The sequence below is a fragment of the Dyella sp. genome, assembly GCF_035486915.1.
Classification (GTDB): Bacteria; Pseudomonadota; Gammaproteobacteria; order Xanthomonadales; family Rhodanobacteraceae; genus Dyella_B.
Genome location: NZ_DATHMR010000057.1, coordinates 1 through 16112 on the forward strand (window position 1 = coordinate 1; position 16112 = coordinate 16112).

Annotated in this window: 5 protein-coding genes; 4 read left to right on the forward strand and 1 reads right to left on the reverse strand. The window is 57.8% G+C overall.

Going from position 1 to position 16112, the window contains the following annotated elements:
- The 4 genes from VK725_RS04910 to VK725_RS04925 form a co-directional block, all read left to right on the forward strand.
- A partial coding sequence (locus tag VK725_RS04910; RefSeq protein WP_325316939.1) for a YDG domain-containing protein occupies window positions 1-1273 on the forward strand: 1273 nt, incomplete at its 5' end.
- Between the two features lie 65 nt (window positions 1274-1338).
- Window positions 1339-3039: a ShlB/FhaC/HecB family hemolysin secretion/activation protein gene (locus VK725_RS04915; RefSeq protein WP_325316940.1), complete on the forward strand. Its 1701-nt coding sequence runs from the start codon at window positions 1339-1341 to the stop codon at window positions 3037-3039.
- 609 nt (window positions 3040-3648) lie between these two features.
- Window positions 3649-13203 carry a YDG domain-containing protein gene (locus tag VK725_RS04920; RefSeq protein WP_325316941.1) on the forward strand — a complete coding sequence of 3185 codons (9555 nt, stop codon included), beginning with the start codon at window positions 3649-3651 and terminating at the stop codon, window positions 13201-13203.
- A 63-nt stretch (window positions 13204-13266) separates the two neighbouring features.
- Complete coding sequence (locus tag VK725_RS04925) at window positions 13267-14970, forward strand: ShlB/FhaC/HecB family hemolysin secretion/activation protein (protein WP_325316942.1); 1704 nt, start codon at window positions 13267-13269, stop codon at window positions 14968-14970.
- A 64-nt stretch (window positions 14971-15034) separates the two neighbouring features.
- Here VK725_RS04925 and VK725_RS04930 read toward each other — a convergent pair whose 3' ends face one another.
- A complete protein-coding gene (locus VK725_RS04930; RefSeq protein ID WP_325316943.1) occupies window positions 15035-15880 on the reverse strand; it encodes a transporter substrate-binding domain-containing protein in 846 nt (281 codons plus the stop codon).
- Window positions 15881-16112 lie beyond the last annotated feature (232 nt).

Sequence of the window (16112 nt, forward strand, 5' to 3'; positions counted from 1 at the left end):
CAATCTGAGCGGCACTCGGGTGTACGACGGACAAACCGATGCGGACGCCAGCTTGTTCAGTAACGGTGGTCTGGTGACAGGCGTTAACGGTCAGACGCTCAATTTGAACGGCACGGGTTCGGTAATCAGCAAGAACGTCGGTACGTACACCGGAACGGGTCAGTTCAACTTAGGCGGCTTGTCGCTTTCCGACGGAACCGGCCTGGCCAGCAACTACACGCTGATCGGTGGCACCGACACGCTGTCCATCACGCCGCTCGCTATTACGGTGGATGCAACGGGTAATAACAAGGTCTATGACGGCACCACCACAGCAACGGTAGGACTCGGCAGCAGCGGCGTTCTCGCGGGTGATCAGGTCACCTTCAATGACGGCTCTGCGAACTTCAGCACGTCTAATGCTGGCAACGGTATTTCCATCGGCGTGTCCGGCATTACCGGTAGCGGTGCGGATGCGGGTAACTACATCTTCAATACGACCACGACGACCACGGCGAACATCACGCCAGCCGTTATCAATCTGAGTGGCACGCGTGTGTACGACGGGCAGACCGATGCAAATGCCAACTTGTTTGGCAATAACGGTGTCCTTATGGGTGTCAACGGCCAAACGCTGAATTTGAGCGGTTCGGGTTCGGTCGCGAGCAAGAACGTCGGCACATATTCGGGAGCGGGGCAGTTCACCGTCGGTGGGTTGACGCTTTCCGATGGCAGCGGTTTGGCCAGCAACTACACGCTGATCGGTGGCACCGATGCGCTTTCTATTACGCCGCTGTCGATCACGATTAGCGCCACCGGTACGAGCCGTCCCTACAACGGCAAGGTTGGCGACACCGTTACGCTGGGCAGCACCGGTGTGTTGAGCGGCGATCAGGTGGGCTTCGTCGATACATCATCGAACTTCAACAATCCGTACGTGGGTAACAACAAGCCGGTGACGGTTTCGGGCATCAGCTTGACCGGACCGGATGCGGGTAACTACATCGTCGCTGACCCTGTCACGACGACCGATGCCAACATCACAGGCGTGGGTTACGCGGGAACGGGTATCGACGGTGGATGGATCGCCCAGATGCAGTCCACGCTGTATCCGGCATCGCTCGCCACGCCTTACGGCTCGGCAGCATCGGATACGGTGGGCGTCTATATCGGTAACCACAAGCTGCAGCACAAGCCGATCGAGCGCAATCGTATTCGTTCGGACTTCCATTCGGGATTCCCGCTGCAGGTGGATGGTGACGGTGTGCGCCTGCCGCTGGATGCATCGCCCTGACAATCAAAACGACCGGGTGCGCTGCGGCGCACCCGGCAGCCCCATTCTTGCCGGACTGTTTACTCATGACCTCCATGCAGCGCATTCCCCGATTTTCTTCGCTCGCCCTCGCACTTTCATTGGCTTTGAGCAGTCATGCGCTTTACGCGCAAACGCATAGTGTGACGCCTCCCACCAACAGCGGTCAGATTTTGCAGCAGGTGCAGCCGCAGACGCAGGTGCCTTCATCGAATCTCAATCTGCAAATGCAGACGCCGAACAAGCCGCGCTCGACGAGTACGGCCAGCTTCTATGTGCGTCGCATCGATATCAGCGGCAACACGTTGCTCTCGACCGAACGTTTGCATGCCTTGATCGCATCGGGTGAGGGCCGCAATCTGACGCTAAATGATCTGGACGATCTCGCCGACCGCATAACGGGGGCCTATCGCGCGCATGGGTATCCGCTCGATTCGGCCTATGTGCCGCAGCAGACTGTGCAGGATGGCGTGGTACGCATCGCCGTTATTGAGGCACGCTACGGCAAGGTGACGTTGCAGAACAACAGTGCGGTCTCCAACTACCCGCTCAATGCAACGTTGTCGCCGCTGCAATCGGGTCAGTCGGTGACCGACTACACACTGGAGCGCAGTCTGTTACTGCTGACCGATATCCCGGGTGCATTGGTTAGTTCAGTCGTCAGTCCGGGTGAAGCGGTGGGGACGTCCGATCTGACGGTGAACGTGACATCCGCGCCTCGTTATACCGGCACATTAGGTCTGGATGACTACGGCAACAGTTATACCGATCGCGTGCGCTTGAGCGGCACGTTCGACGTGAACGGCCTTTTCCATCAAGGCGACCTGCTGGATTTCAGTGGCGTCACCTCTGGCGGCGGCATGGACTACGGGCGCCTCAGCTATCGCTATTTACTGGATGGGCAGGGCACCACGCTAGGTTTGGCCGTTTCGGGTCTCAGCTACAAGCTTGGCAACGGTCTGCAGGATCTTCATGCGCACGGCACGGCAACCACGCAGAGCGTGAATCTCTCCCAGCCGTTTATTCGCAACACGGCAGGCAATCTGTACGCGCAGGTGGAATACGATCACAAGCGTTTGCACGACAACATCGATATCGTCGGCATCCAAACCGATCGCCATTCCGATAGCTGGACGCTCACCGTCGCGGGGGACCAGCGCGATTCGACCGGCGTGACGAACTTCAATATCAGCGGTACTTACGGACATCTTTATCTGGACAACTTCCAGACGCTGTTCTTCGACTATTTCGGTGCACGCACGGCGGGCACGTACACCAAATGGGATTATTCTGTTTCGCGATTGCAGCAGCTCGATACGACCAACGCGCTCTATTTCGGTTTCTCCGGCCAACTCGCCAACAAGAATTTGGATACGTCCGAGCAGTTCTATCTCGGCGGCCCGAACACCGTGCGCGGTTACGACGTCGGTGTTGTTTCGGGTGCAGAAGGTAATCTCGCCACGATCGAATACCGTCACGATTTCACGTTTTCGCTGATGCCCGGTCCGTGGCAGGCGTCGATATTCGCCGATAGCGGGCATATCGAGGCTTATAAGAATCCCTTTCTGCCCGGGACAAATTCAGCGCGTTTGAACAGCGTTGGCGTGGGCCTTCACTGGACGGCGCCGAACGAATGGTTGCTTAGCACGAGTATCGCCAAACCGGTGGGTAATACACCCCAGTTGGTAGGTCCGAACGTGAGCACGTCGACGCGTTTCTGGTTCCAGGTTCAGAAAGGCTTTTATTGAGCGCGCAAGACGCTCTGATTCAGCGTAACGGAGGTGAGTCGCGCGAGAAGGGCGACTCACCTCACATCGCTGAAAGAATCCAGCATTAAATTCACTGGGTTTCTCTTTTTTTGCAATGCATGTTCATCAATGTGAATAATGTGTTTGGACGTCTAAATTCCTTGTTATTTTCAAATTCTTGGGTCTAGAATCCGACTGTGGATTTTAGATTAGCGCTGTAAGCCAGCGTCACTAATTCAGTTTTGTGAGAAGCCGTGTAGGGGGCATGGCCGGACGGCCCTGCATCGCCTGCAACGTTGGCATGCCGTGGCTACCTCGTCATTGAGGGAACCCTAATGGCACCAGTGGGCTGGCTCCCCACGCTGTTCACACGCAAGGATGCGCGCTGGCAGGAGCAATCCGCCGGCCACGCGGACGCTATGCCCTGCGATGTGCCTCTTCACGTCAATGCGACACTCCTCAGGCGCTTGCGCCGTCTTTTGAGCGATCTAAGCCGATCGCTTTCGTCTCGACCGTCACATGAAGCTTTGCTGTTACCGGACCGTGGCAACGCGAGCCCTCTGCCTGCACGCGTGCTTCGGAGTCATCCATGCATCGGTGCATCGAGTCATGAACCATATCTATCGACTGTGTTGGAACCGTACCAGCGCGCAGTGGATCGTCGCGTCTGAGCTGGCGAAGAATGATGCGCGTGCGCCGATGTCGCGCAAGCGAACGATCGGCCAGCGTGGATTGATGCTGTCAGTGCTGGCAGCGTCGCTGTTTGCCGCGAGCGTGGTTTACGCCGGCGGCGGTCCATTAGGTGGTCAGATAACCTCCGGTTCCGGCCAGATCCAGCAGCTGGGCAACACGACGATCATCCAGCAAAGCAGTCCGACGCTGACGCTGAACTGGCAGAGTTTCAACATTGCACCGAATCAGACAGTCGATTTCGTGCAGCCGGGTAGCAGCTCGATTGCGGTGAATCGCATCTTCAGCAGTACGCCAAGCGAGATCTACGGGCATCTCGATGCGAATGGGCAGGTGTGGCTGATCAACCCCAACGGCGTTCTGTTCGGGCAGGGCGCGCAAGTGAATGTCGGTGGCTTGGTCGCCTCGACGCTTGATGTGGATGACAACGCGCTGTCGTCCAATACCCGCACGTTCAGCGGCAACGGCACGGGCAGCATTGTAAACCGGGGCACGATTACGGCTGCCAAAGGTGGCTATGTTGCGTTGCTTGGCAACAATGTTTCCAATCAGGGCGTGGTCAGCGCGCAGCTTGGCACCGTGGCGTTAGGTGGTGGGAGCGCCATCACGCTGACATTCGCGGGCGATCAACTGCTGCATGTGCAAGTCGATCAGAGCACATTGAACAATCTGGCGGAAAACCGCGAATTGATCGAGGCCAATGGCGGCTACGTGATCATGACAGCGGGTGCCAAGAACGCGATTTTGGCCAGCGCGGTCAACAACACCGGCATCATTCAAGCGCAGACCGTCGAAAACCATAACGGTGTCATCACGTTGGTGGGCGGCATGGAAGCGGGTACGGTCAACGTCGGCGGCACACTGGATGCGAGTGCGCCGAGCGGTGGCAGCGGTGGCTCCATCGAAACATCCGCAGCTAATTTCAATCTTGCGAGTAACGCAAAGATTACAGCGGCAGCACCTCACGGAACCGCCGGCACGTGGCTTGTCGATCCGACTGATCTGACTATCGATGCCGCGTCTGCGACAACGATCGACAACACACTCAACGGCGGTACCAGCGTCACCGAACAAACTACGGCGACGGGTGCAAGCGGCATCGGTGTGCAGTCGGCGGGTGCGGGCGATATCGATGTTAATGCACCGATCAGCTGGACGAACTCAGCCGCCAATCTTTCGCTACTGGCGTATCACGCCGTGAATGTCGCTGCGTCGGTGAGCGGCGCTGGCAAGATTACGATGGTCGCCAATGGTGCGAATCTGACGATCGCATCGGGCGCCACGATTACCAGTGCTGCAGGTGTCACGCTCGCGACCGCGGCGAATTTCGTCAACGACTCCACTGGTACCGCAGTTAGTACGGGAACATCGTCACCTTGGCTGATTTATTCGACGAATCCGACCTTGGATACGACCGGCGGCCTTACGCCTTCTTTCGTGCAGTACAACGCCCCTTATCAAACCGCAGCGATTGGAACGGGTAACGGCTTCCTCTACAGCCTGGCGCCGGTTCTGCGCATTACGGGTCTGACGGGCACCGTGAGCAAGATCTATGACGGCACGACGGTAGCTACGCTTGCCGGTTCCAATTTCACGACGACGGGATTGGTAAACGGCAATGTGATTTCGACAGCGACAGGTGCCTATGCGACGTCAAACGCGGGTACGAACATCTCTGTGACTGGACCAAGCTCCATATCCAACATCGCCGTCACCACGTCCGGTGGCTTGCCTGCTTACGGTTACACGCTGTCCGGCGCGACGCCCAGCGCCGCGGTCGGCACGATTACGCCCAAGCAGCTGACCGCTACGGTCTCCAATGATCCGACCAAGGTTTACAACGGCACGACGAGCACGACAGCGATTGCGGTGGATTACAGCATCGCGGGATTCGTTGCAGGGCAGGGAGCGGTCGTCAACACCAATAACGTACCGTCTGCGTTTGCCTCGCCTACGGCGGGAACGGAAACCATTACCGCGACGCTCGCATCGACGAATTTCACCGCCAATGTCGGCACGACTCTCAGCAATTACATTCTGCCGACATCGGCCACCGGACCCGGCACCATCACCCCGGCCCCGTTGTTGATCAGCGGCGTGCTAGCCAACAACAAGGTTTACAACGGCACGACATTGGGCACGCTCAACAGCAGCAACGCCAGTCTGTACGGCATCATTTCGGGCGATGCTGGCAATGTCACCCTGGTGACATCCGGTGCGGCCGGTACATTCAGTCAGTCTAATGTGGGCAATGGTCTTGCGGTGACGGCGGGTGGATACACGCTCACGGGAAGCAAGGCTATCGACTATATGCTGACGCAGCCTCAAGGCCTCAGCGCAAACATCACGCCGGCAGCGCTGACTGTTTCCGGCGTCATCGCCAACAACAAAGTCTATGACGCGACCACGTCAGATACCTTGAACCTTACCAACGCCACGCTCAGCGGCCTTGTTGCCGGTGACAACGTGACGCTTTCGGATACCGGTGCCGCAGGGACGTTCAATCAATCGAACGTTGGCAACAATCTGGCGGTGAGCGCCACAGGGTTCAGCATCGGCGGTACCGCGGCGAGCAACTACACGTTCAGCCAACCATCCGGTTTGACTGCCGATATCACTCCTGCGCCGTTGACTGTCACGCTCTCGGGTAATCCAACCAAGATTTACGACGCGACAATCGCCGCGACTGTGCCTAATTCCGATTTCACGGTCAGCGGTTTCGTCGCAGGTCAAAGCGCCACTGTGGTGCAGAATAGTTCGGCTAACTACGCCTCGCCGAATGCCGGCACGAACATTCCAATCACGGTGAACCTTGAGGCATCCGATTTCTCGGCTGCATCGGGCACGTCGCTTTCCAATTACAGTTTCCCTGCATCGGTGACGGGTTCGGGGACGATCAACCCCATCGTGTTGATGGGTTCCATCGTCAACAACCCGACCAAGGTCTACGACGGCACCACGGACGCCACACTCAACAGCGCCAATTATTCGCTTACAGGATTGCTGCCTGGCCAAAGCATTACGGTAACGCAGACCAGCGGTACATACGGTTCGCCAAATGCGGGCGTGGAGCCGGTTAGTGCAACGTTGAGCGCGTCCAATTACTTGGCGGGTTCCGGCACGCTGTTGACCAACTACGTACTGCCAGGCTTGATGAGTGGCTTCGGTACCATTACGCCCGCGCCGATCTCGTTTAGTTTCAGCGCAGCGATCACCGGCAATCCCACCAAGGTGTACGACGGTAACAATGTTGCGACGATTCCCGCCGCCGATTTCACCTTGTCCGGTTTCCAGGGCACCGATAGCGCGACGGTAAATCAGACGATTACCGGACAATACGCAACGGTGAATGTCGGGGCGCAGCCGGTGACGGCCAGCATGATCGAAGCAGACTTCACGCCCGGACCCGGCACCAATCTCAACAACTATCAGTTCCCCATCACGGCTTTTGGCACGGGAACCATCACACCGGCACCGCTGATAGCTTCCATCATTGGCAATCCCACCAAGGTCTACAACGGTACCACGGTGGCTACGATTACCTCGGCCAACATTCAGTTCACGGGTTTCGTCAATGGCGAGGGCGCGACGGCGACGCCGACATCGTCGGTCAATTACGCAAGTCCGAATGCGGGTAGCGAAAGTGTCACCGCCGATCTCGCATCGAGCGACTACACTGCCAACGCAGGCACGCTGCTCAGCAACTATTTCCTGCCAACGACAGCGACAGGTCCGGGTACGATTACGCAAGCGCCGCTGTACATCACGGGTGTATCGGCCAACAACAAGGTGTACAACGCCACGACAGCGGCCACGCTCAATGTCAGCACGGCAGGGCTGGCTGGCCTTGTTTCTACGGACGTCGGCAACGTGACGCTGGCGCCGGCGACCACCGGCACGTTCTCACAATCGAATGTGGGTAACGGCCTGTCCGTCACGCCCGGCACCTTCAGCATCAGCGGATCGGAAGCCGGCAACTATGCGCTTGTGCAACCGACGGGCTTGACGGCGGACATCACGCCAGCGATGTTGACGATCGCCGGTGTTATCGCAAACAACAAGATTTACGATGGCACCACACTCGATAGCCTCAACACGACGGGTGCGACGTTGGACGGCCTTTATGCCGGTGACACCGTCACGTTAACCTCCACGGGTGCCACCGGACAATTCAGTACGACGAACGTGGGTAACGGTCTGGCTGTATCGACCAGCGGCTTCACCATTGGTGGTGCTTCTGCATCCAACTACATTATCTCGCAGCCGGGTTTGACGGCCAACATTACGCCAGCACCCCTGACGGTCACGATTACAGGTAACCCAACCAAGACCTACGACGGCACCGATGCAGCGCAGTTAAGTGCAGCGGATTACACGATCAGCGGCTTCGTGACCGGGCAAGGCGCCACGATTCCGCAGCAATCTTCATCAAGCTACGCCACACCCAATGCCGGTACAGGATTGGAAGTGGATGCGACATTGGGGTCGCCTGATTACCGTCCGAATCCCGGCACGAATCTGGCCAATTACATTCTTCCCACAACAGCCGTCGGCGATAACGGCGTCATCAACCCGGTTGTCCTCAACCTGACCGGTACGCGCGTTTACGATGCGAACACGGATGCCGCCTCGGCACTCTTCGGTAATGCCGGTGTGCTGTCCGGTATCAATGGTCAGACTTTGCAGCTGAGCGGTACGGGAACGTTGTCGACCAAGAATGTCGGCAACGAGCAGCCATTTGCCGGCGGAGGCTTGAGCGGATTCACGCTTGCAGGCATCGGTGCCACGCTTGCCAGCAACTACACGCTGGTGGGCGGGACCGATTGGGTCACTATTACGCCTGCCATTCTTACCGTGATAGACACGGTCGCGGCAAACAAAGTCTACAACGGCACGACGGTTGCCAACCTCAGCGGCGCGACACTCAGTGGCGTATTTGCGGGTGATGGCGTCACGCTCGGTAACGACACCACCGGCACGTTCGACAACAAGAACGCGGGAACCAACAAGCCGGTCAGTACCGACATGACCATTAGCGGTATCGATGCCAGCAACTACATCATCGAGCAGCCGACAACGATCACGGCAAACATCACGCCGCTGGCCATCTCGGTCAGCGCCACGGGGGTGAACAAAGTCTATAACGCGACGACGACTGCGAATGTCAATCTCTCCAGTACCGGTGTACTGGCGGGCGATACCGTCACCTTCAGCGACACATCGGCGAATTTCAACCAGAGCAATGTCGGTACCGCCATTCCCATCAGTGTTCTGGGCATCGCGGCAGGCGGCACGGATGGCGGCAACTACACTCTGATCAATACAACCGCCTCGACGGTTGCCAACATCACGCCTCGTGTGATCAATCTTTCCGGTACGCGCGTCTATGATCAGGCTGAAGATGCGAACGCAGCATTGTTCGGCACCAGTGGTGTCGTCGCGGGCGTGGCGGGTCAAACATTGAACCTGACCGGCTCGGGCGTGGTAACCAGCCCGAATGTGGGCACGTACACGGGTGGTAACTTCGGTCTCGGTACACTGTCGCTCACCAACGGAAGCGGATTGGCCAGTAACTACACCTTGATCGGCGGCACGGACACGCTGCAGATCACACCTTATCTGCTAACCATCAGTGGGGCAGAGGCGCAAAACAAGATCTACAACGGGACCACGGTCGCTACCATTACCGGAGCGACGCTTTCGTCGCCGCTGCCCGGCGATACGGTGACCTTGAGTAACGACACCAGTGGTACGTTTGCCACTAAAAATGTCGGAAACGATATCGGCGTTACAACGGCTATGACGTTAAGCGGCGCCAGCGCAGGTAACTATTCCATCGTTCAACCCACGGGCCTTGAGGCGAATATCACGCCGCTTTCCATCATCGTTTCGGCTACGGGTCAAAACAAGGTCTACGACACTACTGAAAATGCTGCGGTCACCTTGAGTGGCAGTGGCATCATCGCCGGCGACAACATCACCTTCAGCGATACATCTGCATTGTTCGCCAGTCCCAATGTGGCAAACAATATCCCGATTGACGTATCGGGTATTACTGCCAGCGGCACGGCTGCGGGCAATTACACCTTCAATACGTCAACCACGACGAGCGCGAATATCACGCCGGTCATTCTCAATCTGAGCGGCACGCGCGTGTACGATGCAAACACCGACGCCAACGCGAGCCTCTTCGGTGCAAGCGGCGTATTGACGGGTATCGCGGGCCAGACCTTGACGCTGAATGGGGCCGGCATCGTTTCGAGCAAGAACGTGGGTACCTACACGGGTACGTCTCAATTCAACCTCAATAATCTCGGCCTGACGGGCATCGGGTCGACGCTGGCCAGCAATTACACGCTTATTGGCGGCACCGATACGCTGACTATTACACCTGCGATATTGACTGTCGACGGAACGATAGCCTCAAACAAAGTCTATGACGGCACCACGATTGCGAGCTTGAGTGGCTCTACACTGACAGGTGTGTTTACTGGCGATAACGTCCTGCTCGGCAATGACACGGATGGTACGTTCGCCACGAAGAATGCCGGCAATGGCATCGACGTAAGCACCAACATGACTATCAGCGGCACCGACGCCGGCAACTACATCATTCAACAGCCGGCAGATATCACTGCGGATATCACGCCAAAACCGATCGTCGTCGATGCAACCGGCACCAACAAGACGTATGACAGCACGACAACGGCCACGGTCGGCCTGAACGGTTCGGGCATCATTGCGGGCGATACGATCAACTTCAGCGATACGTCCGCCAACTTCAGTACGGCCAATGCGGGTATCGGCGTACCCATCACGGTGGACGGCATCACGGCCAGCGGTGCGGATGCGGGCAATTACTCGTTCAACACCACGGCAACGACCAGCGCGAACATTACGCCGGCGATCATCAATTTGTCGGGTACGCAGGTTTACAACGGCACGACTACGATCAATCCCGGTTCATTCGGTACCAACGGCGTGATTCCGGGTATTGCTGGCCAGACACTGGCGTTGACCGGTAGTGGAACGACTGACAGCAAGAACATCGGTACATACACAGGCTCGCCCGCGTTCGATCTGGGCACGCTGGCATTGGCGGGTAACGCGGGTTCGCTGGCCAGCAATTACACGCTGGTGGGTGGCACGGATACGGTGAACATCACGCCGCTTTCCATCCTTGTCACCGCCACGGGCGATAACAAGGTTTACGACGGCAATACCACGGCGGTTGTCACGTTGAGTAGTACTGCGGTGCTCCCGGGCGACACCATCACCTTCACGGATTCCGCGGCCAACTTCACTTCACCGAACGCCGCTAATAACGTACCGATCGACGTCACCGGTATTGTCGGAAGCGGCACGGATCTTTCGAACTATACCTTCAACACCACCACGACCACGCAGGCCAACATCACGCCCTATGTGCTGAATCTGACGGGCACGCGCGTCTATGACGGAAATACCGATGCCGATGCGAATCTCTTCGGCACCAGCGGCGTATTGAACGGTATCAATGGCGATACGCTGACCTTGAGTGGGCAGGGTCTCACGTCCAGCAAGAACGTAGGCAGTTATACCAATGCGTCGGGATTCAACTTGAACGATCTCACGCTGACGGGCAACAATTCGGCGCTGGGTAGCAATTACACGCTCATTGGCGGCACTGACACGTTCACCATCACGCCGCTTGCCGTCACGGTGAGCGCCTCAGGTGAAGACAGGACGTACGATGCAACGACCAACGCGACGGTCTTGTTGACAGGTTCGGGCCTCATAGGTGGCGACGTTCTAAGCTTTACCGACACTTCCGCCAACTTCAGCAGCCCCAATGCAGGTAGCAACGTCCCAATCACGGTGAACGGAATTACCGCCCTGGGTCCCGATGCGGGCAACTACACGTTCAATACGACTGCCGCAACGTCGGCGACCATCAATCCAGCCGTGCTCAATCTCACCAGCACGCGCGTGTATGACGCCACGGCAGATGCCGATGCCAGCCTCTTCGGTACCAACGGTGTGCTGACGGGTGTGGGCGGCCAGACATTGACGCTGACAGGAACGGGGATGCTGGACACCAAGAATGTGGGTGTGCAACAGCCGTTTTCGGCTAGCGGTCTGAGTGGTTTTACGCTGACGGGCAACGGTTCTGCACTGTCCAGCAATTACACGTTCGCAGGCGGCGATGACTGGGTCACGATCACACCAGCCACGCTGTACGTGACAGGCACGACCGCCGACAGTCGCGTCTACAATGGCACCACCGACGCCACGCTTAGCGGCTCGATGCTCAACGGCGTGTTCGCGGGCGACAATGTCGCGCTCGGCAACGACACCGCGGGTACGTTCGACAACAAGAACGTGGGAACCAACAAGTCAGTTACGGCCGACATGACCGTGAGTGGCACTGACGCGAGCAACTACATCCTGGTGCAGCCTACCGGCTTAACCGCGAATATCACGCCGCTTGGCATATTGGTCGATGCCACGGGTGCCAACAAAGTGTACGACGGCAACACGCTCGATACGGTCGGGTTGAGCAGCACCGGTGTGATACCCGGCGACCAGATAAGCTTCAGCAATACGTCGGCTGATTTCTCCGACAAGAACGTCGGCAACGGCAAGATCGTGACGGTGGATGGCATCGCCGATAGCGGCGCCGATGCGGGCAACTATGTTCTGCTCAATACGTCGACGACGACAACGGCCAACATTACGCCGCTGATGATCTCGTTCAATGCGACCGGCACCAACAAGGTGTTCAACGGCAACGACAACGACATCACTTCGCTCACGCCGTTTGGCATCCTGCCTGGCGATCAGGTGAGCTTTACCGATTCATCGTCGCTGTTTGGCGATCCAAACGTTGGCAATGGCAAGACGGTAACGATTTACGGCATTAGCGCCAGCGGCGCGGATGCCGGCAACTATATCTTCGACACGACGACGACGACGACCGCCAACATTACGCCGTTGCCGATCGACATTTCGGCTTTGGGTACCAACCGCACCTACAACGGTACCGACAACGATGCCGTCTCACTGAGCAGCACAGGCGTGCTGCCAGGGTTCCCCGTGAACTTCACGGATTCGTCGGCATTGTTTGGAAGTCCATACGTGGGCAATGACAAACTCGTGACGGTGTCCGGCATCGCCGCAACCGGACCGTATGCTGAGGACTACGTCATCACCGATCCGGTTACCACCACGGATGCCGATGTGACGGGCCTGGGCTCGTTGGGCACAGGCGTGCAGGGCAGTTGGCTGGCACAGATCGATGGCGCGCTCGATCCGACAACGCTTGCCACGCCATACGGTGTGGCCGATACGGGTGCAGTCGGCGTCTTCACTGGTAACCAGAAGAAACGCCATCGCCCGGTCGAACGTAACGTGATTCGTTCGGATTTCCGTTCCGGTCTTCCCATCAACGTCATCAACGGAGGCGTGAAGTTGCCTGCGGATGCTTCTCCCTGAGCAGGTCGATAACGTGGCGCACATTGGGGCGCCCGATGACAACACATTGTCCTGGAGCCCCGTATGACCCGGATGCCACACGCTATACCGAAGCTCGGCCCGCTTTGTATTGCGCTTTCCCTTGTGCTGGGCGCCGCGTGCGCGAGCGCCCAAACTCGGGGTGTCACGCCGCCCACCAGTGGCCAGATACTGCAGCAGAACCAGCCACAGAATGTTCCCATCCCGTCATCGAATCTCAATTTGAACGTACAGCGGCCGCCTCGCAACAAGGCCGTTAGCAACGGAACCTTCCTCGTACGGCAAATCGAGATTACGGGCAACACCCTGCTGCCCACTGCACAGCTGCATGCGCTGGTTGCATCGTCGGAAGGTAAAAACCTATCTCTGGACGATCTGGACGCCCTGGCCGATCGCATTACCCAGGCCTACCACGACGACGGTTATCCACTGGATCTGGCCTATGTGCCCGCTCAAACGCTTCAGAACGGTGTTGTGCGCATCGCGGTCGTCGAAGCTCACTACGGGAATGTCGTGCTGCAGAACCAGAGCGAGGTGGCCAATCACGTACTCAACGCCACGCTTGCGCCGCTGCAATCGGGGCAGGCGATTAGCGATTATTCTTTGGAAAGGAGCTTGCTGCTACTGACTGACGTACCCGGCGCCATCGTGAATTCCGTCATGCGGCCAGGTACTGAAGTGGGCACTTCCGATCTCGTCGTCGACGTGACCTCTGCGCCGCGTTACACGGGCACTGTGGGCCTTGACGATTATGGCAACCGCTACACCGATCGCGTACGCCTAAGCGCTTCGTTCGCGGTAAACGGTCTGTTCCATCAAGGTGACGTGCTGGATTTCAGCGGTGTCAGCTCCGGTGCAGGCATGAGTTACGGCCGCGTCGGTTACCGGTATCTTTTGGATGGGCAGGGTACGGTATTGGGTTTGGCTGCCACCGACCTGGATTACAAGCTGGGAAATGGCCTTTCCGATCTGCATGCGCACGGCAAAGCGCAGGTATCAAGCGTCAATCTGTCGCAGCCCTTTATTCGCAATACGCGCGGCAACCTGTATGCGCAGATCGAATTCGATCACAAGCGTTTGCGCGACGATATCGATGTGGCCGATATCGAAACAAACCGTCACTCCAATTCATGGACGGCAACTGTCGCAGGCGATCAGCGCGATTCGACGGGTGTGACCAATTTCAATATCAGCGGCACGTACGGGCGTCTGTATTTCAATAATCTCTATTCGGAATTCATCGATTACATTGGTGCACGCACCGCTGGCAGCTACACCAAGTTCGATTACTCCGTGTCACGCCTGCAGCAATTAGATGTCACCAACGCGTTCTATTTCGGGTTTTCCGGACAGATCGCCAACAAGAATCTCGATACGTCCGAGCAGTTCTATCTCGGTGGTCCCAATACCGTGCGCGGTTACGACGTAGGCGCCGTATCCGGTGCGGAAGGCAATCTGGCAACGATCGAATATCGTCACGACTTCGCCTTCGCACCGATGCCCGGTCCGTGGCAAGCGTCGATATTCGTCGATAGCGGTCACGTGCAGGCCTACAAGGAACCCTTTTTCCCAGGTCAAAACAGCGCGCGGCTCAACAGCGTGGGCATCGGCCTGCATTGGGCTGCACCGGACGAGTGGGTGATAAGCACCGACGTTGCGGCGCCGGTAGGCAACCGGCCGGTTCTGGTAGGAGACAATTCCAGCAGGTCGGCGCGATTCTGGTTTCAGGTGCAGAAAGGTTTCTACTGATTGCGCTCGATTGAGCGCATCGCCGTGCCACTTTCATCGAAAGCGGCACGGCGCTCTAGCGCGCTTACATCAGTTCGATCCAGGCAGCGCTATGAATCCAGAATTGCTCGCGCGACTGAATCCAGCCGGTGGCATCTTCGTAGACCAACCACGCGTTGAGCACGTCGACGAGATCCTGATCGGTGCGACGCAGGCCGAACGCATGTGCGGTCTTACCGTATGCGCTCACGTCGAGCGTGCGCAGTTGATCCTGATAGGAGTGGGCGAGGGCATCTGGCAGCGGTTGCTCGGCAATCAGGCCATCCAGTGTGCCGTTGCGCAGGTCTTGAATGGCCTTGCTCTCGTCGTTGATTTCCACCAATTCGCTGTTGCCGAGGTATTCCTTGGCGGTGGATGCCGTGACGGTACCCGACAGCACGGCCACGCGGTGTTTGCCTGCACCCGTTTCAAGGGTAAGCAAGTCATCCTTGCCCAGCGACTTACGATTGACGACCAGACCCAGCGCAAAGCTCGCATACGGCTGCGTGTACTTCAGCAGCAGCGCGCGTTGTGGCGTGACGCTGAGGCCGGCGGCAATCACGTCGAATTTGCCGGCGCGAAGGTCGTCGATGGCGGTTGACCACGTGGTTGGCACGAACTCGATCTTCCAGCGCATGTCCTGTGCAAATTGTTGCATCAGGTCGATATCCAGGCCGATCCACTGATCGTTCTTGTCGTGCAACACCCAGGGTGCATTCACCGCAACCCCAACACGTATTGATCCGCGCTTCTGGATGGTCGCCAAGGTGTCGCTTGACGGCTGCGCTACATGCGCCGTCTTGGCTGAAACGTCGGAAATTGCGGGCGTCTGGAGGAATGCAGCAACCAGAACAAGAGATGCCAGACAGCCCATTACTCGAAGCAATCGCATGTCTATCCCCTTTGTCGGTGACAGTCGGTGTCAATCCCTAGGCCGATCTTCAGGCTTTGGGCGGCTTGGACGCAAGTCCTTGCACAGGCGTATCGCCGAATGCTGTACGCTGGCCTATCTGAAGGCGGCGGCGCAGCCCGATTCTTCGGTCGTCACAACATGCTGCGTACTTAGATTTCACGCGCTGAAGTCTATTTTTTTCACTTTCAGCGCACCGTGTCGCACGCCGCCC

What these genes read in the sequence shown, in the direction of transcription:
- VK725_RS04915 (WP_325316940.1), top strand. Translation starts at nt 1,339, where the DNA reads ATGACCTCCATGCAGCGCATTCCCCGATTTTCTTCGCTCGCCCTCGCA.
- VK725_RS04920 (WP_325316941.1), top strand. Translation starts at nt 3,649, where the DNA reads ATGAACCATATCTATCGACTGTGTTGGAACCGTACCAGCGCGCAGTGG.
- VK725_RS04925 (WP_325316942.1), top strand. Translation starts at nt 13,267, where the DNA reads ATGACCCGGATGCCACACGCTATACCGAAGCTCGGCCCGCTTTGTATT.
- VK725_RS04930 (WP_325316943.1), bottom strand. Translation starts at nt 15,880, where the DNA reads ATGCGATTGCTTCGAGTAATGGGCTGTCTGGCATCTCTTGTTCTGGTT.